This is a genomic window from Cellulomonas sp. P1_C4 (genome assembly GCF_056406355.1).
The window spans coordinates 99,440-124,337 of record NZ_JBFUAI010000006.1; the positions used below are offsets into that span (position 1 = coordinate 99,440).

Genomic DNA, 24,898 nt, shown 5'->3' on the forward strand with positions numbered 1-24,898 from the left:
ACATGACCAACGACGCTCGCCCGACCACGCTCGCCGCACCGCACCACCTCACCGTCACCCCGCCGGCGGCCCCGCGCCGAGGCCACCTCGACGTGGGCGAGTCCCCGAGAGGCGACGACCGGATCGAGGTGACCAGCGCGTGGATCGAGCGCGGGGGCAACCCGTGGTTCCCCATCACGGGCGAGATCCACTACTCGCGGATCCCACGCGACCGTTGGCGTGACGTCCTCGGCCACGCTCGGGCGGGCGGCCTGACGTCCGTCGCGACGTATGTCTTCTGGCAGGCGCACGAGCCCGAGCCTGGACAGTTCCGCTGGGACGGGCAGCTCGAACTGCGCGCATTCATCGAGGAGGCGGCGACGCACGGCCTCGACGTCGTCGTGCGGCTGGGCCCGTGGGCCCACGGCGAAGCACGGTACGGCGGCTTCCCGGACTGGCTCGTCGAGCGGAAGCTCCACACCCGCACCAACGACCCCGAGTACCTCGAGCTGGTGCGCGCCTTCTATGCCGAGACGATCTCGCAGCTCGTGGGCCTGTCGCACGCGGACGGAGGGCCGGTGATCGGCGCCCAGATCGAGAACGAGCTCTACGACCAGCCGCAGCACCTGGCCCACTTGCGCGAGCTCGCCCAAGAGCTCGGGCTCCACGTCCCGATCTGGACGGCCACGGGCTGGGGCGGCGCGGAGGTTCCCGAGTCGCTCCTGCCCGTGTACAGCGCGTACTCGGACGGCTTCTGGGACGACGAGCTGACCGAGTGGCCAGAGTTCTCCGCGTTCCACTTCCGCTACAGCCCCGTCCGCGACGACCTGTCCGTCGGGGCCGACCTGCGCGAGGCGCTCGACGGCATCACCCTCGACCCGCGTGCCGTGCCGCTCAAGGACGACGACGCAGTGCCGTTCGCGACGTGCGAGCTCGGTGGCGGGATGCACGTGGCGTACCACCGCCGGCCGATCGTGGCGCCTGCCGACGTTGCCGCACTCGCCCTCGCGAAGGTCGGCAGCGGATCGATCTGGCAGGGCTACTACATGTACGCCGGCGGGACGCAGCGGACCGGCCCGCACGGGTCGGAGCAGGAGTCGCACGCGACCGGCTACCCCAACGACGTGCCACGGGTGACCTACGACTTCGCAGCCCCGATCGGCGAGCACGGTCAGATCCGCCCCCACCACCACTACCTGCGGGCCCAGCACCTGTGGCTCCAGCAGGACGGGCACCGCATCGCGGCCATGGCCACGACGGTCGGCGGCGGCAGCGCTGACCCGGAGGTCCTGCGGTGGGCCGTGCGGTCCGACGGTCGCAGCGGCTACCTGTTCGCGTCGACGTACCAGCCCGCGAAGGCGGCCCTGCCGGCGCAGCACGACGTGCAGTTCACCGTGACTCTCGACGACGGAGACGTCACCGTCCCGACGCAGCCGCTCACGATCCCCGCCGGCGTCTCGCTGGTGTGGCCACTTCGCTACCCGCTCGCGCCGGGGGTCAGCCTTCGGAGTGCGACCGCCCGGGTGCTCGCTCGCGTGACCGTCGATGACCGCGAGGTCGTCGTACTGGGCGCCTACGACGGCATCCCCGTCGAGCTCGTGCTGGACGGCCACCACGAGGTCGGCGGAGCGGGTGTCGCCGTCCACCGCGACGGTGCGACGGTCGTCTCGCTGTCGGCACCCGCCGGCCCGACCTGCATCGTCGAGCTGACGGATGCGCGGATCATCGTCCTCGACCAGGAGAGCATCGGCCGGCTGTACCTGCTCGAGGTCGACGGCCGGGAGCGTCTGGTGCTCTCGACAGCACCCGTCTACGCGCTGGACGGCGAGCTCGTCGTCCAGACCGAGAGCCMGCACGTCAGCGTTTCCGTGCTCCCTGCGCCCCGCTCGCTCCAGGCCGAGGGCGCCGAGCTGAGCGAACCGTTCGACGACGGCCCCTGGCGGACGTGGCCGATGCGCGCCGAGCACGCGGGCCGTCACACCCTCATCTCCGGGCTCCACCCCGACGCGACGTCGGTGCCACGTCCCGAGCGCGGTGGTCCGCTGAACCGGCTCAGCGCGCCGACGGACTTCTCCGGCGCCGCCCTCGTGCAGGTCGAGGTCACCCCCGACCACATCGGCGGCGCCGACCGCACGCTGCTCCGGATGCGGTGGACCGGCGACGTCGGTCGTGCGTACGTGGGCGACGAGCTGATCAGCGACCACTTCTGGCACGGTCGGGACTGGGACGTCGACCTGACGCCGTGGGCAGCCGCGATCGCTCGTCACGGCGTGCGGTTCGAGCTCTTGCCCTGGAAGCGCAGCACCGGAGTCTGGGTCGACCCGGCCGTGCGGGACGTCCCTGACGGGCTGCACGTCGCTGCAGTGGATGTGGTCAGCGTCGGCCGCATCCGTCTCGCGGTGCGCGAGCGGTGACGAACCAGCGACCTGTTCTAGACAGGAGGCAGATGAGTTCCGGGACACTCCGCGACGTTCCCCTGGAGAACGTCGAGATCCTCGACGAGTACGGGGCCAACGCGTTCGCGCGCACGGTCGACTACCTCCTGCGGCTCGAGCCCGAGCGGTTCCTGCACGGCTTCTACGTCGTCGCGGGGATCGCGCCGACGACGACCGAGGGCTACGGCGGCTGGGAAGGAGCGACCGGCCCCCGCTTCCAGGGCCACTTCTTCGGCCACTACATCTCTGGTCTCGCGCAGGCCTACGCCTCGAGCACGGGCGAGCTCGCAGCGTCGTTGCTTGCTCGCCTCGAGAGCGCGGTGCACGGCCTCCGCGCGTGCCAGGCGGCGTACGCCGCCACGCATCCGGTCGACGCCGGGTACGTCTCTGCCTTCTCGGTCGACGTCCTGCCGGCGGGCGCCGACGACCTGATCGTGCCGTTCTACAACCTGCACAAGGTCCTCGCCGGGCTGCTTCACGCACACCGGTACGCGCCACCGGCGCTGTCGGCCGTGGCGCTCGACGTCGCCGCACGATTCGGGAGCTGGATCGCCGCGTGGGCGGGGCGTCAGGACGATCCCGCCGCCATTCTCGCGACCGAGTACGGCGGCATGAACGATGCCCTCTACGACCTCTACGCCATCACCGGCGACCCGGTTCATCGCCGTGCCGCCGAGTTCTTCGACGAGACGACGCTGTTCGAGCATCTGGCCGCGAACGAGGACGTGCTCGACGGTCTGCACGCCAACACGACGATCCCGAAGCTCATCGGCGCCCTCAAGCGCTACACCGTGCTCACCGATGCGCACAGCGCCGACGAAGGTGCCTACCGCGCCGCGGCGGAGAACTTCTGGTCGATCGTCACGGAGCACCACACGTACGCGAACGGCGGCAACAGCCAGGCGGAGCACTTCCACCAGCCCGGGACCCTGCATGCCTTCGCGACGAACGGCGAGACGCAGGGATACGGCGAGAACTCCACGAGCGAGGGCTGCAACGAGTACAACCTGCTCAAGCTCACGCGCGAGCTCTTCAAGCTGACCGGCGACGTGCGCTACGCCGATTTCTACGAGTCGACGCTCATCAACACGATCCTCGCCTCCCAGAACCCGCAGACCGGGATGGTGACGTATTTCCAGCCGATGGCGGCCGGATACGCCAAGGTCTTCGGCGCGGAGCTCGACGAGTTCTGGTGCGACCAGGGCACGGCGCTGGAGAGCTTCACCAAGCTCGGCGACTCGATCTACTTCGCCGACGCCGACGGGTTGTGGGTCTCCCAGTTCCGGTCGTCGGTCGTCGTCGACCCGGAGCACAACCTCCGGATCACCCAGCACGCGCGCGTGCCGGAAAGCGACAAGGTCACGTTCACCGTCGACGCGATCGACGGTCGGGAGGCCGCCGAGGGACTGCTCCGTCTCCGCGTCCCCAGCTGGGCGACGGGGGCTCCGGGCCTCACCGTGAACGGGAACGTTGCTCCCATCGTGGCGGGCGGCTGGCTCGTCGTTCCCGTCACCGCTGGAGACGTCATCGACTACCGCCTGAGTGCCCGGATCGAGGTCGTCGACGGGACCGAGGACCCGAACTGGGTCGCCTTCCGCTACGGCCCGGTGCTGCTCGCTGCCGAGCTGAGCCGCGAGCAGGTCGACGCGACCTATGAGGCGGGCGTGCTGGTGCGCCTCAGCACCGCGGTCGGACTCGATGCCGACGTCTTGGTCGCGGACCCGGAAGCGTGGAAGGCCGAGGCGTCCGCCCACGTCGTGCGCGTGAGCGACGGTCCGAACGGCAACGGACTGACGACGATGCGGTTCGCCCTTCGGGAGACCGACGAACACTGGGAGCACCGCATCCTCGAGCCGTACTACAGCCTCTTCGGCGCCCGGTACGCGGTCTACGTCAGCCTCCTGGCACGGGACTAGGCGCGACCGACGGTCGGGCGCGGGCCCGGGGACGGTCCTGGAGATCGTCACCTGCCCGTCGTCGCTGGCGCTTTCATGTCCGGTTCCGGGGACTTTCGACCCTGGCCCGGGCCGGTGGGGACCGGTGGACTAGGAGGTAGGGCGGTCGAGTGCGGACACGGTGAGGAGGCCCAGCCCATGGTCATCGACGTAGCTGGCTGTACGGAGCTCTCGGCTCGTGGCGCCTCGGTGGCGACGCGGTGCGACGACGGGCTGCGCGGACGGATGGAGGTCCGCACGCAGGAAGGGCTGCACGCCGCCCACGCCGGTGCCCGACTGGTCCGGCAGGCGGTACTGGACGCCTCGGCGCAAGGGCTCGGCACCGTGGAGATGACGCTCGACGTCGCTTCGCCGCTGAGCGGCGCGGTCTTGAGCCAGCTGCGATCCCTGGTCGACCACGGCGTCTCCCACCTCCAGGTTCGCCGCGCCGGCGGGAGCGTGCTCGTGGACGCCCGACTGGCCGCATTCCCGACGGCGACGGAACGCACCGAGTCGAGTCATCCCGGCACCCACAGCGGACGGCCCGACCTCGAGGCCGTGCGGCAGGCGCACCGCCGGCTTCAGGCAGCGCTCGCGGGTCGAGCCGGGGTGTCCGGCGTGGGACTGGCGCGGTCGGGGGACGGGTACGTGCTGAGGGTCGAGGTCGCCGATGCGGGCGTCGAGGTGCCCAGCCGCGTCGACGGGGTGTGCGTCGAGGTGCACACCGCCGGACCAGTGACCGCCGTGGGATGTTCCCCGCGCTAGATCGCCGACGCTGGAGGGACCTCCTGCCCTGTCGCGACGAAGGCGCGCGCGGGGCTCGACGTGGAGGGACGGATCGGGGCGGTTGCAGCTCAGCGGCCGAGCAGTGGCCGCGGGTTCACTGTCGAGCCGTTCACGTAGACCTCGAAGTGCAGGTGGCAGGCACCGGACAGGCCCGTGTTGCCCGAGTAGCCGATGAGCTGCCCCTTGGCGACGCCCTGTCCCGCCCTCACGATCGAGCGGGTCAGGTGGTTGGAGCTGCTCATCAGAGAGTTTCCGTCGACCGTCCCGTAGTCGAGCATGACCTGGTTGCCGAAGCCGTTGCGCCACTGCGACCAGAGCACAGTCGCGTCGCGCGGTGCGTACAGGGGCGTGTTGCACCCGGTGCGCAGGTCGATGCCGGCGTGCAGGCGGACGTAGCCCAGGATCGGGTGCATCCGCATGCCGTACTCCGAGGTCACGTACATCGGGTTGATCGAGGTCGGGTTGGCGAACAGCGCTCGAGACACCGATCCCGACGGGGGTTGCACAGGGGCCGGCGGGGGCGGAGCTGGTGGGGGTGGTGGCTCCCGACCGGCCGCCTCCGCGGCAGCACGCGCTGCGGCTTCGGCTGCCGCACGCGCAGCCGCTTCGGCCGCCCGAGCTGCCGCCTCCGCGGCCTCGCGGGCAGCTCGTTGCTCGGCGATGATCGCGACGAGCTCGCGCTCGATGGTCGCTCGTTCGGCGTCGATCTCGGCCGCCTCGGCCTCGGCCTGTGCCTTGAGCGAGGCGATCGCGTCCTGCCTGGCGCTCTGCTCAGCAATGAGTCGGGTGATCTCTTCCTCGCGCGACTGGGCGACCCTCCGGGCCTCGTCGGCCGCGACGACGTTGGCTTCGGCCTGCTGCTTGAGCTCGGCGACGCGGTCGGTGACGGCGCTCAGGCGCGCCTCGCTGTTGCGGTTGGTGGCGCCGACCTCGCGCAGTTCGTCCAGGATGCGCGACTGGCTGCGGAGGGCCGTGTCGACGAGCTGAGCGTGGTCGAGGAACTCCGTGGCGTCGTGGGCGTCGAGCATCACGTCCAGGGCGGACACGCCCGGTGCACCCCGGTAGGCCTCCCGCGCCATGACTCCCACGGCGGCCCGGAGCTTCTTCTCGTCGGCACGACCGGTGGTCATCGTCGCGGTGAGGCTGCCTCGCAGGTCGGTCGCGTCCTGGAGCCGGCTGGCGACGATCGCCGCCTCGCGCTGGGTGGCCTCCAGAGCAGCGCGGGCGTCGTCGAGCTCGGCCTGCGCCGCGGGCAGGCGCGCCTGAGTGACCTGGAGGTCCTGGGCGGCCTGGCTCAGCTCCGTGCTGAGACCCTCGATGGAGGACTGCAGCTCCTCGGCGCGTCGGTCGGCCTCGTTGCTGCGGCGCTCCGTCTCGGCGCGGCGGTCGTCGATGCTGTCGGCGTAGCTCGCCACTCCGGTGCCCATCAGCGCTATCGCCGCGGCGACGAGAACAGCGCCCACCCGGCGACGCAGGCGACGGGTGGACACGGCTGACGAGGGCGACGGCCGGAGCCGGGCCCGTGTACCGCGAGAGTCCGTCGACATGTACGTGGTGGCCGGGATCGGGGGTGGGAGGGTACGCGCGGCCGCCCGCAGGCTACGTGCGCGTCGCCGTCCGGGGCGGTCGTGACACGCGACCGCGCCCGCTGAACCGGACGACCGGTCGACCGCTGGCACCGAAACGGGCATGAACCGGACGCCCGTGGCCGCGGTGGCGAGCCCGGTGCCCACGGCAGCTCACGCTGCTCCTGCCGGTCGCGATCACTCGGATCTCGTCGCGCGCTGGTCTGCTCGCCGGTGCTGGGATGGGTCCATGGAACGCGCAACTGTCGTGACCGGCGGGGGCCGCGGTGTCKGGCGGGCCGTCGTAGAGCGCCTGCTCGCCCACGGTGAGGCGGTCGTCGTCCTCGAGGTCGACCCCGACGCGGTGTCATGGCTGCCGGTCGATCTGCCCCTCACGGCGGTCGTGGGCAGCGCCGGTGACCCCAGGGTCGCTGAGGCCGCGGCCGACGCGGCCGAGCGCCTCGGGACGCTCACGGGGTGGGTGAACAACGCCGCCATCTTCCGCGATCCCGACTCCGACGCCGGTCCCGACGAGCTGCTCGCGCTCGTCATGGCGAACCTCGCGCCCGCACTCGTCGGCACGGCCGTGGCAGCAAGGCGGTTCCGCGGTCCGGGCTCCGTGGTCAACGTGTCGTCCCACCAGGCGCAGCGGCCCGTGCGCGGATCGCTGCCCTACGCGACCGCGAAGGCGGCGATCGAAGGTCTCACCCGCGCCGCCGCCGTCGAGCACGGAGCGCGGCAGATCCGGGTGAACGCCGTCGCGCTCGGCTCGATCTCGACGGCCCGGTACGACGCGTTCCTCTCAGCGCAGGATCCCGGGCAGGCACGCCGCGTCGAGGACGAGATGCGTCGCCTCCATCCCCTCGGTCGGGTCGGGCGCGTGGAGGAGGTCGCGGCGACCGTGGCCTACCTGCTCTCCGACGCCGCGTCGTTCGTGACCGGCGCGATCCTCCCCGTCGACGGCGGGCGCGCCGCACTCGGCCTGGACCCCGAGGCCACCTGAAGCATTCTCGGGACCGAGGGTGCTAGAAGCGGAACGGGATCGGGATCGGCCCGCAGCAACACACGCCGCGCACGTCCGTGGTGCTCAGGAGCTGCGCGGCCTGGTAGCAGGCGAGGAACCGGGCCATCGTCGGGACCGCACCCCTGACGAGCCCCGATCGCGTGAGGATCTCCCGTACTGCGGCGGAGCACGACGCACCGCCATGGGCGACGCGGTGGGCACACGCCCATCCCTTGCGCGGCGAGAGATGCCGCTGATAGAGCCCGATCAGCGTGCCGGCCAGGCGTGCACCAGGTGTCATCAGGTCACAGTACGTAGGCCTTTCTGAACCTGCTGCCCGGCGGTAGCGGCAGCGCAACTCGTCGAATCCGCGACGGTCGACGCGCGCCCCTGCGCCGGTCGTGGAAGCGCCCGGCCGCCGGCGCTGATCAAGGGGGCCCGTGGCCGCCCTGCGGCTCGAGCGCTCCCTGATCACCGGCGGACTCCTCGTTCTTGCGCGGTGAACCCGAGAGCAGCCCGATCCCGACCAGCGCGAGCACGGTGATGACGCCGGGGATCGCCACGCTCGGCTGGTCCGCCAGACGGATCACCTGCCCGGCCCGGGGAATCGTGACCATCGGCACCAGCGCCGTCCGCACCTCATAGGACCGCGCGTCCTCCGCCTTGTTGGCATCGCCCTTCATCCGGACCACCATCGTGCCCGGGGCTCCGGCCGGTGCCGGCTCGACCGAGACGACGCGGTGGGTGACCACGACACCGTCCCCGCGCGGCAGGCTCGCGACATCACCGACCTCGAGCGTGGACGCGGGCACCGACCGGGCGAGGACCACGTCGTCCACCTGGTAGAGCGGCACCATCGACCCGGAGATGACCACCAGGCTCTGCACCTTGCCCGTCCGCGCTCCGACGAACAGCACGAGGCCGAGGACGCCGATCAACGCCGCCACCGTCAGCAGCGCGTCCCCGGCCACGCCCAGCGCCCGGCGCATCCGGGAGTGGCGTGGTTCCCCGCCTGCGCGACCTGATCGCGTCATCCTGTCCACGTATCCGTCATGGGGATCTGTGGGCGGAGCACGCTCGTCGGATTCGTTCCCGTGGCCTGCTCGCCCGAGAATCCGGAGCCCCAGCAGTAGACCTTCCTGTCGGAGCCGCGCGCGCACACGTGGGTGGTCCCGGCGTCGATGTCGGCGAACCTGACGCCGGCCGGGAGCTGGGTCATGTCGACCGCGACAGGGACCAGGGAGTTGGTCGTGGCGTTGTTGCCGAGCTGCCCGTTCGAGTTCCGGCCCCAGCAATAGGCTCGTCCCGCGGTCGAGAGCGCGCACGAGAAGTGGTCGCCGGCGACGACCTGGCTGAGGGTCACACCCGCGAGTACCCCGGTGGCGGTGACCGCGACCGGCTGGTCGGCGGTGCCGGCCTGCGATCCGTCACCCAGTGCACCTTCGGAACGGAGGCCTGAGCAGTACGCCGCGCCACCGGACAGGAAGCACAGATGGAACCTGCCCATCGCCGCAAAGGTGATCGGACCGGTTCCACTGCTCGCACCTCGAGGCAGAGCCCTGGGCGACATCACAGGCGTGGCAGCCGGCGGGCCCAGCTGTCCCTGGGTGTTCTGCCCCCAGCAGTACAGCGCGCCGATCGCGCTTAGCGCGCACGTGTTCTGGAACTCGGAGGTCATGCTCTCGATGACTGTCCCCGCCGGCATCTGGCTGGCCGGGTCCTCGACGATGGTCGGAACGAGGATGGGGGCTGACGCCCACTGCCGGGGATCGCCGCCGCCGCGCTGGGGTCTGGCGAGATACGTGTACAGGCCCCAGCACGCGGCACGTCCGGTGTCCATCACCGCGCAGCCGACCTGTTCGCCGGTGAACACGTCCCTGACCACCTGGTGGTAGAGCGGCGAGAGGTACCCCCAGAACGAACCGTCGTCGGCACCCGCGTAGACGGCGACGGGGTCGACCGAGGAAGGTGCGTCCCACGGCGCGGCAGAGTTGTAGTTGCCCAGCGCTCCCCCGCCGACCCCCCAGCAGTAGGCGGCCCCACCTGCCACGACACAGGTTTGGTTGAGTCCGGTGTCGAGCTGCGTGATCGCGGTCGTGCCCCGGGCGCCGGGCTGCACGAGCGTCATCGTGTTGATGTTCCCGGTCTGCCCCGTCTTCGGAGCGTCACTGGTGGCCTCCCCGGAGCACCAGGCCTGGCCGTCGATCCGCAGGCACGTGTAGTGGCCGCCCGCCGAGACCGCGTCCACGGGCGTCGACCACGTACCGATCAGGACATCTCCGCGAGCGTAGACCGGGTCCGTCCATTCCGCGGACGTCGGGCGCAGCGCGCTGAGCGCCGTCGTGGTGCCGGCGACGAGGCAGAGCAGCGCCACGACGGCGGCGCACCACCGCCACCGCGCCTGAGTGGCCCGCGCCGTCATGTGGCCTCCCTCCGTCGCCGGACGCTTGCCCGGGCAGCGGCCCCGAGGCCGATCAACGACAGCGCGGCGATCAGCAGGGCCAGACTGTCGGCCCCGGTGCTCGACAAGCCCCCGGGAGGGGTCGCCCCGCCCGAGGATGGCGGTGCCGTCGGCGACGGAGGAACCTCATCGGCCCCCTCCAGGGACACCACATAGGTCAGCTGCCCGCTCGCGCCCTGGGGGACGTCGTCCGAGACCCCCACCGCCACCTCGAGGTAGAGCGTGTCCCGCGCCCCGACCGGCACAGTTAGACCCTGCGAGGCGGGCACCGCCCCGAACGGCAGCAACGTCTGCTCGCCCGAGGGACACTCGCCCGCCTGCCACGCCACGTCGCACGACCGCAACCCGGTCAGCACGAACGGGAGCAGCCCCGCCGACCCGTCGACCTCGGCCCGGACCACCTTGCCCGGGCCTGGTTCGGCCACGGACAGCACCAGGTAGCGCTTGACCGTCTCGCCGGGCAGCAGACCGGTGAAGCTCAGCACCTCCTGGTCCACGCTGGACGCCGTCCCGGGAACGACCGTCTCCCGCGCCGCGGCGCCGGCGGGCGCGACGATGCCGGCGCTGCCGAACACGGCGAGCAGCAGCACCAGCAACCATCGCGCGGCACCGGGACCCACGCGGGAGCCTTGGGTCATCGACCGAGGATCATCTCGACCGGGTCAGGGGATGTCCGTCGCTCTGCTCACGGTGTCGTCACGGGAGAACCGACAACCTCGATCACGACCGTGCCGGACTCTCCCATCAACGTCGTGGGGGCATCGTCGGCCAGCCTCACCGTCACCGTGAACGGGACCTCAGCCGCCGGCGCGACGTTCGTGGCGTTCGCGGGCGTGTCGTAGGCGACCGTGACGGTCAACTCGGCGGCCAGCGCCGCAGGCAGCAGGGACGTGTCCGCGGTGATGGCCGAGACGTCCGCGTTCACCGTGCTGGTCGGGTCGTTGCGGATGATTCCCTGCCACGTGTCCGACTGGCCGGCCACCAGCGGGCCAAGGTCCGCGAAAGCCAGCTCGATCGTTGGCAGACCCGCCGCCGTCTCGTCCCAGGTATCGGACTCCAACCAGGTGGTCGGCGCCTCCGAGGTCGCGCCTTGGATGTTGAACTTCGCGACCGAGACGTCGCCCTGGAAGAACACCTGGTCGCTCCAGAGCGCGCTGGTTGCGACCGCCCCGACGCCGAGAACCGCCACGGCAGCCAAGACGATCTTTGCCTTCCTGCGTGCGATCGCATCCATCCGAGTTCCCCCGTCTGCTTGGGCGTGCACGGATCGCGCTCGCCGATGAACGCCATTCAAGCCTGAATTCGCAATCCGGCATAGGGCGCAGATCGCCCGTGGACGAAGTTCATCAGTCGCATGCATCTGAGATGCCATGACCAGTGCCTCGCGAGACGCCAGGATCAGGGATGGCCTCGGTAGTGTCGTTGACCTGCCGAAAGGCGAGCCTCGCGGCGGCTTCGCTCGCTCGCACGTGCGCTTGGTGGTTAGCGCTGGCGAGTTCGGTTCGTGATTCCGCTGGTGCAAACAGCGCGAACAGGCGCATTTTTACGCCGTTCTCGGCAGCCATTTTGCGAAGTGATCTCACGTCATGGTGCTCGCAACCACGATCCTGATACAGACCGCTGTCCCGGCAGCAAAAGGTCAGGGTCTCCGACGTTTCTTCGCGACGAGGGCGATACCGCGCGCTCGCTCTGGCGAGCGGGCCGTCGTCTGGTCGGGCTCCCGCGCTCTCGAGCGCTCCAGGTCGAGGATGCCGCCCCACGCTCGGCCCGGTGACCTCCCGCAATGCCGAGCGAAGGCGACTGGCGCAGTGCGTCGCCATCGCTGTTGCCGCCGCCCCGTGCGCGACGGCGTGCGCTTCGAGGCCGACGTCGGCCGCGGCGGAGACCACAGCCGCGGACTTCTGCGACGCCATCGCGCGGTCCGACGGTGCCGCCGCGTGCGACCTCCTGGCGCCGGTCGGCGTCGCGCTCTTCAACCAGGAGCAGCTCGCCGCCGGGTTCGGCCTGATCACCCTCGGGGAGTACGTGACGACCTCGGCGTTCGCCGTCGACGTCACCGAGAACTGGCAGTCGGAGTTCCTGCAGTTCCTGCTCTACATCGTCGCGACCGTGTTCTTCCTGCAACGGGGGTCACCCGAGTCCAAGCCGCTGGACCAGGCGGGGCGGGAGAGCGACACGGACCAGACGGTCGCCGAGTTCTCGACGCCCGACTCCCCAGGCTGGGCGAGGGTTCGTGGGTGGCGCCTGCGCGTCTACTCGCGGTCCTTGAGCCTCGTGATGGGCACGATCTTCTTCCTGTCGTGGCTGAGCCAGTCCATCACCGGGGCTGTGGCCTACAGCGAGGAGCAGATGCGGGACCTGCAGGACCCGGTCACGTGGACCGAGTACCTGCGTCTACCCGACTTCTGGAGCCGCACCGCGGAGGCCGGGCGCTCATGCGAGCGCCCGGAGCCCCGGCCTACTCGGGCTTGTACTTGAACGACAGCTGGATGCGCGTGCGGAAGAGCAGCTCCCCGGCGTCGCCGACGACGACGTCCTGCTTGGTCACCTCGGCCACCCGAAGGTCGTGCAACGACCCGCCGGCCGTGCTGATCGCCTCCTTGGCCGCGTCCTCCCAGGACGACGTGCTCGTCCCGATGACGTCGATCACTCGATACACGCTCATGGTCATGGCCCTCTCGTAGCCCGGAACGGACGACTCCATAGTGGCCGCGGCCGCGCGCCACCACCACGGTCTTGGGCGGACGGGATCGAGGTCGCCGTCGCCTTTGTCGTGGGGGGCACGAGCGCCGAGGCGAGCAGCCCGGTCCGCGGCGGCATCTCACGCCACCGCGGACCGGCCGACCTCATTCCTCGGTGCCGGTCACGGCGATGAAGACCTTCGCGTTGCCGCGGGGGTTGAGCATCACCACCGGGGCGATGCACCGCTGCGGCAGGGTGACCGTGGCGCGGATCTTGGCGTCACCCGTCGACGAGAACGGCACGACGGCCGTCGTCGCGACCACGGCCCCGTTGCACGCCACGCTCGCCGCGAGCTCCGTGATGGGGTTCGCGAGTGTCGACGTCAGGACGAGGCCCTCGACCCGGACGTCCAGCCGACCGTCGCGGCGCAGGCGGGCCTCGCCGTTCCCGATCACCCAGTCGGCGCCGCCGGGAGCCGCCCCGAACACCGGCAGATCCTTGACCAGGCTGCCCGCCAGCTCCGCACTCAGGATGGTCCGCCCGCCACCGCCGCCGTGGTCGTCGCCACTGGCGAAAGCCGCCGGAGAACCGACCAACCCAGCGGTCGCCACGACCGCCGCCGCCACTGCCACGCGCCTCAGGATCGTCTTCATCGTCAACCCTTTCCTCCGCGAGCCCACGACGGGCCCGACACGAGTTGATACGAGACGGCGGTACGGCGGGTTCACCAGGACGGTGGCCACGTCGCGGGCTTCCTGCGATCACCTGCGTGCGCCGACCCGGCTGAGCGGGCGACCCGTCGGGTCCGAATCGCCGGCGTCATTTCCCTTGGCAGACCCACGCGGGAGCCGGAAGAGTCGTGACATGCCTACGGCCGGAGCGCTGCCCGCCAGGTTCAAGGGTGAGGTCCTCGTCCCGGACTCACCCGGGTACGACGCCGCGCGTGCCGTCTGGAACGGCGCCGTCGACCGCCGCCCGGCGTACGTCGTCCGCTGCGCCGGCACCGGCGACGTGCGCTCGGCGGTCCGGGTCGCGCGCGAGCTGGGCCTGCCGCTCGGCGTGCGAGGCGGCGGGCACAGCGCGGCGGGATGGGCGGTRCCCGAGGGCGGACTGATGATCGACCTCTCCCCGATGCGGGGCGTCGCCGTCGACCCGGGCGCCCGCACGGCGCAGGTCCAGGGCGGTGCGCTGCTCGGGTCGCTCGATGCCGCCACGCAGCCGCACGGGCTCGCGACGACGGCGGGGATCGTGTCGCACACCGGCATCGGCGGGCTGGCACTCGGTGGTGGCGTCGGCTGGCTGGGCCGGCAGCACGGCCTGACCTGCGACAACGCGCTCGGGTACGAGATCGTGACCGCTGACGGCGAGCTCGTCCAGGCGACGGCCGACGAGCACCCCGACCTCTTCTGGGGTCTGCGCGGCGGCGGCGGGAACTTCGGCGTCGTCCCACGTTTCGACCTCGCGTTGCACGACGTCGGCACGCAGGCGTTCGTCGCCGAGGTGGACCTCGACCCGGCGAGTGGCCTTGACGCGCTCCGGTCGTGGCTGGCGATGGCGGACGACGCACCGAGGCGCGCGACCCTGTTCGCGCAGGTGCGCGCCGGGGCTTCGCTCACGCTCGGGTTCGTCTGGGTCGGCGCGCCCGACGACGCCGCACCGACGGTCGCGCGGCTCGACGGCCTCGGCACCCCGCTGGCCAGACGCGTGGCGCCGATCAGCTACCTCGACCTGCAGCGGCAGTCCGACGTCGGCTCCGCGCATGGTTTCCGGCGCTACGCGAAGAGCCACTACGTCCGCGACCTGCCCGACGCGGCGCTCGAGGCGTTCCTCGCCCACACCGAGTCGGACGTGGGGGCGGCGAGCCTCGTCTCCTACGGGGGCGCCATCGCCGACGTCGACCCGGGGGCGACCGCCTTCGCGCACCGCGACACGCGGTTCGAGTACGACGTCGGCGCCAAGTGGGCGGACCCCGCCGACGACGAGCGGCACGCGGCGGCGTGCCGACGCCTCGCCGCGACGATCGAGCCGTGGAGCGTCGGCGTGTACGTCAACGCGCTGGGCGCCGAGGGTGTCGCGGGCGTGCACCGGGCGTACGGAGCCGCCACGTACGCGAGGCTCCAGGAGCTCAAGTCGGCCTGGGACCCAGACAACGTCTTCCGGCTCAACCAGAACATCCCCCCGGCCTGACGCACCCGCCGCGGGCGGAGCCGACGGCGTCGGACCGGGCGCTGTCGGCCCGCGTTCGTCTGCGGGGACATCGACGGGCAATCGACCACTGCCGTTTGACGCGCGGCCACCGCACCGTCACTCTCGTCGGGTGACTGAGGGCGCACCCGGGGCGGTCGACGCGGTCGTCGACTCCGAGGACGGAGCGGACCACCATGCCTAAGGATCGCTACCGCGTCATCTCCGACTCCGGGGACCAGCTCGGCGAGGTCTTCAAGAGCCGCGAGTACTCCGACGCGATCCTGGAGCTCGCCGCCCGGATCAAGGAGCAGCCGTCCGAGGGCGTGAAGGCCGGCCTCGAGCGGCTCCAGGACGACGGGTCCTGGCTCGACGTCGGACCGTGGATCGCCAAGCGCGAGCTCCTCTGACACAAGGCTCGTGGGCGGGCGCGTCGCTCCCCGGTGAACGTTGTCCCACCTCAGGGCCCCGGCCCCAGTAGCCTCGTCTGCGACCGTCCACCCGGCGGCGCGCTGCGCGCGCGGCGCCGTCGATGTGCCCAGGAGGCTCGATGGCCGTGAGGCCGGTTCGGTCAGGCTCGAACGCGGGCGGTTTCGTCCGCGTCTGGTCGTCGGCGGCCGATGCCCCGCGGCTGCGCCGGCCGACGGACGTCCTCCTGCTGGTGGTCTCGGTCGTCGTCCTCGGGCTGCTGGCCCTGGCCGCGCCGGGGCCGACCGGCGCCGACCGGGCGCTCGACACGCTGCTGGCGTGGCTCGAGCCCGTGCTCGGCTGGCTCTGGAACATCGCTTACGCCGTCCTGACGCTGTGGGCCGTCGGCGTCGTGCTGCTCGCCCTGGCCAGTCGGGGTCGGCGGCGGCTCCTCGTCGACCAGGTGACCGCGTCGGCCGTGGCCTTCGGTGCGGCGTTGGGCGTCGGAGCCCTCGCCGGGACCGACCCCTCCACCACCGTCGCCGCGCTCGTGTCGTCCGGTCCCCCGGTGGTCTACGTCGCCACCCGGGTTGCAGTCCTCACGGCCGTCGTCGTCACGGCCTCGCCGCACCTCGCCCGGCCCTGGAGGTACGCGAGCCGGTTCGTCATCGCACTCGGTGCCGTGGCCGCGATCGGCCTCCACGCCACGAACCTGATCGGCGCGGCCGGCGCGATCGCCGTCGGGATCGCGGCCGCCGCGATCGCGCACCTGGTGTTCGGGTCACCCCCCGGACGCCTGACCGATGTGCAGGTACGGGTCGCGCTCCAGGACCTCGGCGTGCCGACGACGCTGGGGGTGTCGACGGCCACGCGGGAGGGCGCGGACAACGTGCTCGTCGCACGCGGAGGCGACGGCTCGTCCCTGCTGGTCACGGTCTACGGTCGCGACGCGTGGGACAGCCAGGTCGTCGGATCGCTGTGGACCGCGCTGACCCGACGGGGCGAGCGGGCGCACGTGTGGGGCACCCGGCGGTCGCGGGTCGAGCACGAGGCCCTCTACACCCTGCTGGCGGCGCAGGCGGGCGTGCCGACGCTCGACGTCGTCGCGGTGGGCATCGCGGAGCAGGGGGACGCCCTGCTGGTGACCAGCGCCCCGCGCGCGCCGCTGGGCGAGCTCGAGGCCGAGGCGTTGAGCGACGAGCTGCTCGGCGACATGTGGCGCGCGGTGGTCGCGCTGAACGAGGCGGGTGTCGCGCACGGACGGATCGACGGCAGCCGGGTCGTCGTGCGGGCCGACGGCGTCGCCGCGCTGGCGGACTTCGACGCCGCGTCGCACACCGCGGACGAGAGCGACCTGCACACGGACCGCGCCCGGCTCCTCGTCGCGACGGCCATCGCCGTCGGTCCCGACCGTGCGCTCGCGGCAGCGGTCGCCGCCATCGGCACCGAGGGTCTCGCGGAGGTGCTGCCCTACCTGCAACCGGCCGCGCTCGGGCGCAGCACGCGTGCCGACGTGCGCGCCGCGAGCTGGACGCTCGACGACCTGCGCGCAGCCGCCGTCGAGGCTGCCGGCGTCGAGGAGCCGCCGCTGGAGCGCCTGCGACGAGTGACGCCGAGGTCGATCGGCACCCTGCTCGTCGTCGGCTTCCTCGCGTACGTGCTGATCACGCTGCTGGCCGGCATCGACCTGGCGAGCGTGGCGGCCGCGCTGGCCTCCGCCGACGCGGCGTGGCTCCTCGCCGCGCTCGTGGTCTCCCCCTGGATCCAGGCGTCGCTCGCCGGGGCGACCCTGGGCGCGGCAACCGCGCGGGTGCGGTACATCCCGGTCCTGATGCTGCAATACGCGATCCAGTTCATCTCGCTCGTGCTTCCGGCGACCGCCGCCCGGCTCGCGCTCGAGGTCCGGTTCTTCCAGAAGTTCGGGATCCCCGCCGCGACCGCGCTCTCGTTCGGACTGATCGACAGCGTCAGCGGGTTCGTCGTCCAGATCACGCTGATCCTGGTGATCTTCGTGAGCGGGTTGCCCGGCTTCACCTCGGCCCTCCTGACCGGGTCGAGCACGACGAGCGACGACTCCTCGAGCCTCTCGCTCGTCGCCCTGCTCGTGGCCCTCATCGTGATCGGCGCCGCCATCACGCTGGTGGTTCCTCGGCTGCGCCACCGCCTCACCGCCCTGATCCCGCGGGTTCGCACCGCGCTGGCCGGGCAGGCACGCTCGGCACACTCCGCGCTCAGCGTCCTGAAGCGGCCGGGGAAGGTGGCCGCCATGCTCGGCGGCAACCTCGGCGCCCAGCTCCTCCAGGCCACCGTCCTCGCCCTGTGCCTGCACGCGTTCGGGCAGACCGCGCACTTCTCGCAGCTCATCCTCATCAACACCGCGGTGAGCCTGTTCGCCGGCCTGATGCCCGTCCCCGGCGGCATGGGAGTGGCCGAGGCCGGGCTCACGGTGGGCCTGCAGGCCATCGGGGTGCCCAGCGCGATCGCGGTCTCGACGGCCATCACGTTCCGCCTGGTGACCTTCTACCTGCCGCCGATCTGGGGGGCCGCCGCGATGCGCTGGCTGCGCCGCAACGAGTACGTGTGAGGTCGTAGGAGCGACGAGCCGCGGGAAGGGCTGATGCCCCGCTCTCAGGCGATCGCAAGGTTCCGGCGACGAGCATGTCGGTCGTGACGACCCGTGAGCCCACCGCCACCCCCGCGACCGACGCGCCCGTCGAGGCAGCCAGCAAGGTCCCGGAGGTCGCGGCGATCTTCTGGGTGACCAAGCTGCTGACGACCGCGATGGGCGAGTCCAGCTCCGACTTCCTCGTCCGGGCCATGCCGCCCGAGCTCGCCGTCCTGCTGGGCGCCGCGGGCCTGACCGTGGCGCTGGTGATCCAGCTGAGGGCGCCGCGGTACGTGCCGTGGCGGTACTGGCTGGCCGTGGCGATGGTGGGCGTGTTCGGCACGATGGCCGCCGACGTGGTCCACGTCGGGCTCGGCATCCCGTACACGGTCTCGACGGTCGCGTTCGCCGTCGCGCTCGGCGCGACGCTGTGGCTGTGGCACCGCACCGAGGGGACGCTGTCGATCCACAGCATCCGCACCCCGCGGCGCGAGTGGTTCTACTGGGCGACGGTGATGGCGACGTTCGCGCTGGGCACGGCGGCCGGTGACCTCGTGGCGGTGCGGCTGCACCTGGGCTACCTGGCTGCCGGCCTGTTCTTCACGGCGCTGCTGCTGATCCCGGCGATCGGCTACCGCTGGTTCGGTCTTGGCGCGATCACGGCGTTCTGGTCCGCCTACATCCTGACCCGACCGGTCGGCGCGTCGTTCGCCGACTGGCTCGGCGTCTCCCCGGCGAGAGGCGGGCTGGGCCTGGGTTCCGGCCCGGTCGCGCTCGTCCTGACCGCGGGGATCGTGGCGCTCGTCGTGCGGATGACGGCCACCGACCGCACCAGCAGGGAACCCGTCCGCTGACGGCTACGGTGACCGACATGACGGGGCACCGGCGGCTCTCGGTCCGCGCGCGCTCGGCGCTCGCGGCGATGGGGGCCGTGACCATCGCGCTCGTCCTGGCCTCGCTGGCGCTGCTCGTCGTCCTGCACGACTCGGTCGAGCGCAACGCCGCCGCGACCGCGAGCACCCGCGCCCACGACGTCGCCGCCGAGCTGACTACGGACGGCCAGGTCACCTCCGGCATCAACCTGACTCCCGGGCCCGGTGACGACGCCTACATCCAGATCCTCGACGCCGGCGCCGTGGTCGCCTCCAGCCCCGAGGTGGCGGGGCAGCCGGCGTTGGCGAGCGCTCCCGCGGCACCAGACATTGCCGAGGTCGTGCCGCCCGACGCCGTCGGCCCCGGTGAAGGCCCGTTCGTCACCGTCGTGCTGGGGGTCAGCGGCGTCGAGGGTGCCGACACCGTCGTCGTCCAGCAGTCCTACGCCGAGGGCAACGACACGGTGACGGACGCGGCCCAGGCGCTGCTCGTGGCCGTCCCCGCGCTCGTCCTCGTCGTCGGTGCGATGACGTACGTTCTGACGGGGCGCGCGCTGCGCCCGGTCGAGCAGATCCGGCGACGGACCTCCCAGATCAGCGACGCGGACCTGGACACCCGGATCGACGTCCCGCCGACCGGCGACGAGGTCGCCGAGCTGGCCCGCACGCTCAACGGAATGCTGGACCGCTTGCACGCCGCGTCGCAGGCGCAAGCCCGGTTCGTCGCCGACGCGAGCCACGAGCTGCGCACGCCGCTGGCCGCCGTGCGCGCCGAGCTCGACATCACCGCCCGCCAGGGGGCGTCCGCCGACTGGGCACGCGCTGCCGCCCTCATCGGTGCGTCGAACGACCGGATGCAGCACCTGGTGGACGACCTGCTGGTCCTGGCACGGACCTCGGAGCCGTCCGTCGACCGACGGGACGGGGAGGTCGACGTGGACGACGTCGTCGAGGGGGTCGGCTTCCGGCTGCGCCCGCCACCGGCGATCACGGTCCGGGTGAGCACGACGCCGGCACGGGTGCGGGGCAACCGGCACGACCTGGAACGGGCGGTGCAGAACCTCGCGGACAACGCGCTGCGCCACGCGACCGGCGAGGTGCGGCTCTCCGTCGGCCTCCGGGGCGACACCGCCGAGATCAGCGTCGACGACGACGGCACCGGGATCCCCGAGTCGGCTCGGGAGATCGTGTTCGACAGGTTCGTCCGGCTCGACGAGGGCCGGGCGCGGGCCGAGGGCGGCAGCGGCCTGGGCCTGGCGATCGTGCGCGGCATCGTGGTGTCCCACGGCGGCAGCGTCGTCGCGACCACCTCCCAGCTCGGTGGCGCGCGGTTTGTCGTGCGCCTGCCCGTCTCGCAGGCTCAGTCCTCGGCCGCGACCCGGTAGCCCATCCCGCGGACCGTCAGGATGGACGCCCGACCGAACGGGGCGTCGACCTTGCGTCGCAGATAGCTGATGTACACCTCGACGACGTTCGGGTCCCCCTCGAAGGCCGAGTCCCAGACGTTGTCCAGGATCTCCCGCTTCGTGACCACGTCGCCGCCGCGCCGCAGGAGCAGCTCGAGCACGCCGTACTCGCGCGGGGTCAGCGCGATCTCGACGCCCCCGCGGGTCACCCGCCGCCGCGACGGCTCCAGGCGCAGGTCTCCCGACGCCAGCACCACGGGGCGCTCGGGCGCGCCGCGCCGGACCAGCGCGCGCAGCCGCGCCAGCAGCACGTCGAACGAGAACGGCTTGGCCAGGAAGTCGTCCGCCCCCCGGTCGAACAGGCTCACCTGCACGTCGTCCCCGTCCCGCGCCGTGAGGACGAGCACCGGCGTCCAGATCTCGCGCTCGCGCAGACTGACCAGGACCTCACGACCGCTCAGGCCCGGAAGCATGAGGTCGAGGACGATGACGTCGTACGTCCCCTCGGTGGCCGCCCACAACCCGTCGACGCCGTCGCCCATGACGTCGACGGCGATCCCCTCGGCCTCGAGCCCGCGCCGCACGACGTCGGCGAGCTGAGGCTCGTCCTCGACCACGAGCACCTTCACGCGCACCCCTTCCGTGGATCCCTATCGAACACTGGATCGTCAGTGCGCTCGAACGGTCGGTCGCACGGAGCCGACCCGACCCGCGAGCGACCACGCACTGACCACGGACGCGACCGACTCCGCCGCGAGGAGCCCGACCAGGACGAGCAGCTGCACCTGCGCCGCCTCGTACGGTGACGCCCCGCCGAGCAGGAGGCCGACGAAGGCGCCCGGCAGGACCACGAGCCCGGCGTTGCGCGTCTGGTCGATGGCCGGCACCAGCGACCGGGCCACGGCACGCCGCACCTGCGCGGTCACCGCGGCGCGCGGGGATGCCCCCAGGGACAACCACCCCTCGACGGTCTCCCACTCCGTCGCCACGTCGTCGCGCAGCCTCCCGCCGGTCAACGACACGGCCGTCATCGAGCCGCCGATGATCTGCGCGACGAACGGCAGCACCGTCTGCGCGCGCAGGGGCAGGGCACCGCTGAGCAGGACGGGCACCGTCGCGGCGACGGCGCCGGCGGCGATAGCGAGGCCAAGGTGCGGAAACGTCGCGCGGCCCAGCCCGACGCGCGCCGTCGACGTCCAGGTCGCCGCCGCGAGCATCACCGCCAGGTACAGCACCACCGCGCCGGGATGCGCAAACACCCAGGCGATGAGCAGCGCGACGACGGTGAGCTGCCCGGCGGCGCGCGCGACGGCGATGGCTGTGTCGCGCCGGACGTGGACGCGGGCGATCGACAGCGTGACCAGGGTGATCGCGAGGAGCGCAGCCACCGCGACGGCCACCGGCACGAGGGATCCGGGGCTCACGGGCGGCTCCGGTCGGCAGGCGTGTGCATCGCTGAACCGTACGGCCCGCGCGACCTCCTCAGGGGTTCTTCAGGGTCCACCCCGGAGGCTTCGGGCATGAGCAACCAGCTACCGACCACCGGCACCGCGCGGCGCGTGCTGAACAAGGTCCCCGAGATCACGATCTACTTCTGGGTGATCAAGGTCCTCGCGACCACCGTGGGCGAGACCTTCGCCGACTGGCTCACCGAGACGCTCGGCATGACCCTGACGACCGCGACGCTCGTGGTCGGAGCGATCCTCGTGGCGACGCTGGTCGCGCAGTTCCGGGCGACCCGGTACGTCGCGCCGATCTACTGGCTCGCGGTCGTGCTCATCAGCGTGGTCGGCACCCTCATCACCGACAACCTCGTGGACGTCATGGGCGTCCCGCTGTGGGTGACCACCGTCGTGTTCGCCGTCGCCCTCGGCATCACGTTCGCCGTCTGGTACCGGGTCGAGCACACGCTGTCGATCCACTCGATCACGAGCACCCGCCGCGAGGCGTTCTACTGGCTCGCGATCCTGTTCACGTTCGCTCTCGGCACCGCCGCCGGCGACCTGCTCGCGGAAGGCCTGGCGCTCGGCTACCTCGCCTCGGCGCTGCTGTTCGCCGCCGCCATCGGCGTGGTCGCCGCCGCGCACCGCTGGTTCGGGCTGGGCGCCGTGCTCTCGTTCTGGATCGCGTACATCCTCACGCGCCCGCTCGGAGCGTCCATCGGTGACCTGCTCTCGCAGAGCACGGCCGACGGCGGGCTCGGCCTCGGCACGACGACCACGAGCATCATCTTCCTGGCCGCGATCGCGATCACCGTCGCCTTCCTCACCATCACCCAGCGCGACGTCGAGACCGCACCGGCCGACGACCTTGACGAGCTGGACGAGCTCGCCGACGAGTCCGCCCGATGAGCGTGCTCGCCGCGGCGTCCGACCCGAGCACCCTGACCGGCGTCGCCGGCTGGGCGGTCCACCTGATGGAGACGCTCGGCGTGGTCGGAGCGGCCATCGCCATCGCGCTGGAGAACGTGTTCCCGCCCCTGCCCAGCGAGATCATCCTGCCGCTGGCCGGGTTCACCGCGAGCCAGGGGTCGTTCGGCCTGATCGAGGCCATCGTCTGGACGACGGTCGGGTCCGTCGTCGGCGCCGCCGTGCTCTACCTCGTCGGCGCCCTCATCGGGCGGGAGCGCACCCGTGCGCTGGTCTCCCGGATCCCCCTGGTGAACCTGTCCGACGTCGACCGCTCCGAGGCGTTCTTCAACCGGCACGCGCGCACCGCGGTGTTCGTCGGCCGCATGGTGCCGGTGTTCCGCAGCCTGATCTCGATCCCCGCGGGCGTCKAGCGGATGCCCGTCGGGACCTTCCTGCTGCTCACCGCCGCGGGCAGCGCGATCTGGAACTCGATCTTCGTCTGCGCCGGCTACCTGCTGGGCGAGAACTGGGACCTCGTCGACCAGTACGCCGGGATCTTCCAGTGGATCGTCGTCGCCGTCGTCGCCGGGCTGATCCTGTGGTTCGTGATCACGCGCACCCGGGCACGGGCGCGGCCGGCCACCGAGAGCAGCTGAGCGGACACTCAGGCGATCCTCAGGCGGGGTGAGCACGCTGGCCCCATGGGACAGCGCAGCGGGCGCGAGCCCGCACCGGCCGGCCGCGAGCGCGCCATCGGCTGGGCCGTCGCCTGCGCTGCCGGGCTCCTCGCGCTCGCCGTCCGCTGGCACCTCGTCGGCGGGTTCGCGGGGCTGCGCGGCTACCACGGCTACGACGACGGCGTGTACTACTCGTCGGCGGTCGCCTTCGTGCACGGCAGGATGCCCTACCGGGACTTCCTGCTGCTCCACCCGCCCGGGATCATGCTGGCGCTGACACCGTTCGCGGCCCTCGCGCGGTGGACCGGCGACTCCACGGCGCTCGCGGCCGCGCGGCTCGGCTTCATCGTCGTCGGGGCCCTGAACACCGTGCTCGTCGCACGTCTGGCGCGACGCTGGGGCATCGCCGCGGCGGTCGTCGCCGGCACCCTCTACGCCGTCTCCTCCGCGGCGGCCTACGCCGAGCGGCTCACGTTGCTCGAACCGGTGGGCACGCTCACCCTGCTGGCCGCCGTGTCCCTGCTGCTCCGAGCACGCACGTCGGACTCACCTCGCTGGTGGCTCTACGCGGGAGGAGCCGTGCTCGGGCTCGGCCCGGTCGTGAAGATCTGGAACGTCGTCCCGGCCCTCGTCGTCATCGCGTGGCAGGCCTACCCGCACCGGCTCCGGTCGGCGCTGCACGTCGCCGGCGCGGCGACGGCGTCCGCGCTCCTCGTGGTGCTGCCCTTCGGTCTGCGCGCACCGACCACCATGTTCCRTCTGGTCGTCCTCGACCAGCTGGGCCGAGCCCGCACGCCCGGCACGATCGCCACCCGGCTCGAGGGCATCATGGGCGTGGCGGCGACCCTGCCGACGGTCTCGGCGACGGCGCGCGGCGCGCTGATGGCGAGCGTCTGCGCGACGGTCGCCGCGGCCGCGGTCGTGGCCTGGCGGCGGGACCGCGGGCGGCTGTGGGTGGTCCTGCTCGCGGTGGAGACGGCCGTCATCCTCGCCTCGCCGTCGTACTACCAGCACTACGCGGAGTACTCGGCGGCGGCCGTGCCCCTCGTCCTGGCCGCGGCGGTGTCGCTGATCCCCGCCCGGCAGCGGGCGTGGAGCGCCGCGCTGGTGTGCCTCGCGCTCGGGTTCGTCACCGGCGCCGCCCGTGCGCCCACGCTGCCGGCCTTCCCCGTGGCGCAGGTGCGCGAGCTGCTCCCGGTCTCGGGCTGCATCGAGTCGGACTCCCCCGGCGCGTTGGCGGTCCTCGGCGTCCTGTCGAGGGACGAGTCGCGCGGCTGCGACACGCGCGTCGACGTCTCGGGGCAGACCTACGACATCGGGAACCGCGACCGTCGCGGCCGACCCGTGCCCCGGATCCGCAACGAGCGCTGGCAGCACGACGCCGCGGCGTACCTGACCTCGGGATCGGCGGCCGTCATCGCCCGGACCACCGGTGACGCCTTCGACGCCGCGACCCTCGAGCGCCTGCGCACGCGGTCGACGCTCGTGCAGGTGCACGGCGTGGAGGTGCTGCTCCCGAAGTTCGTTCCTGTGCCGCCGCCGCAGTGAGC

Annotated in this window: 23 protein-coding genes; 13 read left to right on the plus strand and 10 right to left on the minus strand. The window is 72.1% G+C overall.

Annotated elements, in window-relative coordinates; all coding sequences use genetic code 11:
- The first annotated feature begins 2 nt into the window (after nt 1-2).
- From AC1DYZ_RS06120 to AC1DYZ_RS06130, 3 genes are all read left to right on the plus strand, one after another.
- Nucleotides 3-2,393 carry a beta-galactosidase gene (locus AC1DYZ_RS06120; RefSeq protein ID WP_477064312.1) on the plus strand — a complete coding sequence of 797 codons (2,391 nt, stop codon included), beginning with the start codon at nt 3-5 and terminating at the stop codon, nt 2,391-2,393.
- A 32-nt stretch (nt 2,394-2,425) separates the two neighbouring features.
- The gene (locus AC1DYZ_RS06125) at nt 2,426-4,330 is read left to right on the plus strand and encodes a glycoside hydrolase family 127 protein (RefSeq protein WP_477064313.1); all 1,905 of its coding nucleotides are present in this window, start codon (nt 2,426-2,428) and stop codon (nt 4,328-4,330) included.
- Between the two features lie 177 nt (nt 4,331-4,507).
- Nucleotides 4,508-5,113 (plus strand): hypothetical protein, encoded by a 606-nt coding sequence (locus tag AC1DYZ_RS06130; protein ID WP_477064314.1) that lies wholly within the window; start codon nt 4,508-4,510, stop codon nt 5,111-5,113.
- Nucleotides 5,114-5,202: 89 nt separating this feature from the next.
- Here AC1DYZ_RS06130 and AC1DYZ_RS06135 read toward each other — a convergent pair whose 3' ends face one another.
- Nucleotides 5,203-6,624, minus strand: a complete 1,422-nt coding sequence (locus AC1DYZ_RS06135) for a peptidoglycan DD-metalloendopeptidase family protein (protein WP_477064315.1) — start codon at nt 6,622-6,624, stop codon at nt 5,203-5,205.
- Between the two features lie 325 nt (nt 6,625-6,949).
- Here AC1DYZ_RS06135 and AC1DYZ_RS06140 point away from each other — a divergent pair, with 325 nt between their 5' ends.
- A complete protein-coding gene (locus AC1DYZ_RS06140; protein WP_477064316.1) occupies nt 6,950-7,702 on the plus strand; it encodes an SDR family NAD(P)-dependent oxidoreductase in 753 nt (250 codons plus the stop codon).
- A 22-nt stretch (nt 7,703-7,724) separates the two neighbouring features.
- Here AC1DYZ_RS06140 and yidD read toward each other — a convergent pair whose 3' ends face one another.
- The 5 genes from yidD to AC1DYZ_RS06165 form a co-directional block, all read right to left on the minus strand.
- Nucleotides 7,725-8,003: a membrane protein insertion efficiency factor YidD gene (yidD, locus tag AC1DYZ_RS06145; RefSeq protein ID WP_477064317.1), complete on the minus strand. Its 279-nt coding sequence runs from the start codon at nt 8,001-8,003 to the stop codon at nt 7,725-7,727.
- 127 nt (nt 8,004-8,130) lie between these two features.
- A complete protein-coding gene (locus AC1DYZ_RS06150) occupies nt 8,131-8,691 on the minus strand; it encodes a signal peptidase I (protein WP_477064318.1) in 561 nt (186 codons plus the stop codon).
- A 41-nt stretch (nt 8,692-8,732) separates the two neighbouring features.
- Nucleotides 8,733-10,124 carry an RCC1 domain-containing protein gene (locus AC1DYZ_RS06155; RefSeq protein WP_477064319.1) on the minus strand — a complete coding sequence of 464 codons (1,392 nt, stop codon included), beginning with the start codon at nt 10,122-10,124 and terminating at the stop codon, nt 8,733-8,735.
- Nucleotides 10,121-10,801, minus strand: coding sequence for a hypothetical protein (locus AC1DYZ_RS06160; RefSeq protein ID WP_477064320.1), 681 nt, complete (start codon nt 10,799-10,801; stop codon nt 10,121-10,123). Before AC1DYZ_RS06160 ends, AC1DYZ_RS06155 begins: the two co-directional genes overlap by 4 nt.
- Before the next feature lie 47 nt (nt 10,802-10,848).
- Entirely contained in the window at nt 10,849-11,397 is a 549-nt protein-coding gene (locus AC1DYZ_RS06165) for a SipW-dependent-type signal peptide-containing protein (protein ID WP_477064321.1), read from the minus strand.
- 536 nt (nt 11,398-11,933) lie between these two features.
- On the opposite strand from AC1DYZ_RS06165, the gene AC1DYZ_RS06170 reads away from it, so the two are divergent.
- Complete coding sequence (locus AC1DYZ_RS06170) at nt 11,934-12,641, plus strand: DUF6766 family protein (RefSeq protein WP_477064322.1); 708 nt, start codon at nt 11,934-11,936, stop codon at nt 12,639-12,641.
- On the opposite strand, the gene AC1DYZ_RS06175 is transcribed toward AC1DYZ_RS06170, so the two are convergent.
- Nucleotides 12,622-12,834, minus strand: a complete 213-nt coding sequence (locus tag AC1DYZ_RS06175) for a dodecin family protein (RefSeq protein WP_456824478.1) — start codon at nt 12,832-12,834, stop codon at nt 12,622-12,624. The genes AC1DYZ_RS06170 and AC1DYZ_RS06175 overlap by 20 nt on opposite strands.
- Nucleotides 12,835-13,009: 175 nt before the next feature.
- Nucleotides 13,010-13,498 (minus strand): hypothetical protein, encoded by a 489-nt coding sequence (locus AC1DYZ_RS06180; protein ID WP_477064323.1) that lies wholly within the window; start codon nt 13,496-13,498, stop codon nt 13,010-13,012.
- Nucleotides 13,499-13,709: 211 nt separating this feature from the next.
- Between AC1DYZ_RS06180 and AC1DYZ_RS06185 the strand changes: the two genes are divergently transcribed.
- The 5 genes from AC1DYZ_RS06185 (at nt 13,710) to AC1DYZ_RS06205 (ending at nt 20,299) form a co-directional block, all read left to right on the plus strand.
- Nucleotides 13,710-15,032 (plus strand): FAD-binding oxidoreductase, encoded by a 1,323-nt coding sequence (locus tag AC1DYZ_RS06185; RefSeq protein ID WP_477064324.1) that lies wholly within the window; start codon nt 13,710-13,712, stop codon nt 15,030-15,032.
- Between the two features lie 194 nt (nt 15,033-15,226).
- The gene (locus AC1DYZ_RS06190) at nt 15,227-15,439 is read left to right on the plus strand and encodes a hypothetical protein (RefSeq protein WP_477064325.1); all 213 of its coding nucleotides are present in this window, start codon (nt 15,227-15,229) and stop codon (nt 15,437-15,439) included.
- Between the two features lie 140 nt (nt 15,440-15,579).
- Complete coding sequence (locus AC1DYZ_RS06195; RefSeq protein ID WP_477064326.1) at nt 15,580-18,021, plus strand: lysylphosphatidylglycerol synthase domain-containing protein; 2,442 nt, start codon at nt 15,580-15,582, stop codon at nt 18,019-18,021.
- An 83-nt stretch (nt 18,022-18,104) separates the two neighbouring features.
- On the plus strand, nt 18,105-18,896 hold the full coding sequence (locus AC1DYZ_RS06200; RefSeq protein ID WP_477064327.1) for a COG4705 family protein: 792 nt from the start codon (nt 18,105-18,107) through the stop codon (nt 18,894-18,896).
- Between the two features lie 17 nt (nt 18,897-18,913).
- Nucleotides 18,914-20,299, plus strand: a complete 1,386-nt coding sequence (locus AC1DYZ_RS06205; protein ID WP_477064328.1) for a HAMP domain-containing sensor histidine kinase — start codon at nt 18,914-18,916, stop codon at nt 20,297-20,299.
- Here AC1DYZ_RS06205 and AC1DYZ_RS06210 read toward each other — a convergent pair.
- Together AC1DYZ_RS06210 and AC1DYZ_RS06215 are read right to left on the minus strand one after the other, a co-directional pair.
- A complete protein-coding gene (locus AC1DYZ_RS06210; protein ID WP_477064329.1) occupies nt 20,275-20,949 on the minus strand; it encodes a response regulator transcription factor in 675 nt (224 codons plus the stop codon). The two genes, AC1DYZ_RS06205 and AC1DYZ_RS06210, sit on opposite strands and share 25 nt — an antisense overlap.
- Nucleotides 20,950-20,988: 39 nt before the next feature.
- The gene (locus AC1DYZ_RS06215; RefSeq protein ID WP_477064330.1) at nt 20,989-21,744 is read right to left on the minus strand and encodes an ABC transporter permease; all 756 of its coding nucleotides are present in this window, start codon (nt 21,742-21,744) and stop codon (nt 20,989-20,991) included.
- Between the two features lie 96 nt (nt 21,745-21,840).
- Between AC1DYZ_RS06215 and AC1DYZ_RS06220 the strand changes: the two genes are divergently transcribed.
- From AC1DYZ_RS06220 to AC1DYZ_RS06230, 3 genes are read left to right on the plus strand one after another with little or no spacing between them, the layout of a single operon-like run.
- Nucleotides 21,841-22,671, plus strand: a complete 831-nt coding sequence (locus AC1DYZ_RS06220) for a COG4705 family protein (RefSeq protein ID WP_477064331.1) — start codon at nt 21,841-21,843, stop codon at nt 22,669-22,671.
- A complete protein-coding gene (locus tag AC1DYZ_RS06225) occupies nt 22,668-23,327 on the plus strand; it encodes a DedA family protein (RefSeq protein ID WP_477064332.1) in 660 nt (219 codons plus the stop codon). Before AC1DYZ_RS06220 ends, AC1DYZ_RS06225 begins: the two co-directional genes overlap by 4 nt.
- Nucleotides 23,328-23,372: 45 nt before the next feature.
- Entirely contained in the window at nt 23,373-24,896 is a 1,524-nt protein-coding gene (locus AC1DYZ_RS06230; protein ID WP_477064333.1) for a glycosyltransferase family 39 protein, read from the plus strand.
- The last annotated feature ends 2 nt before the right edge of the window (nt 24,897-24,898 follow it).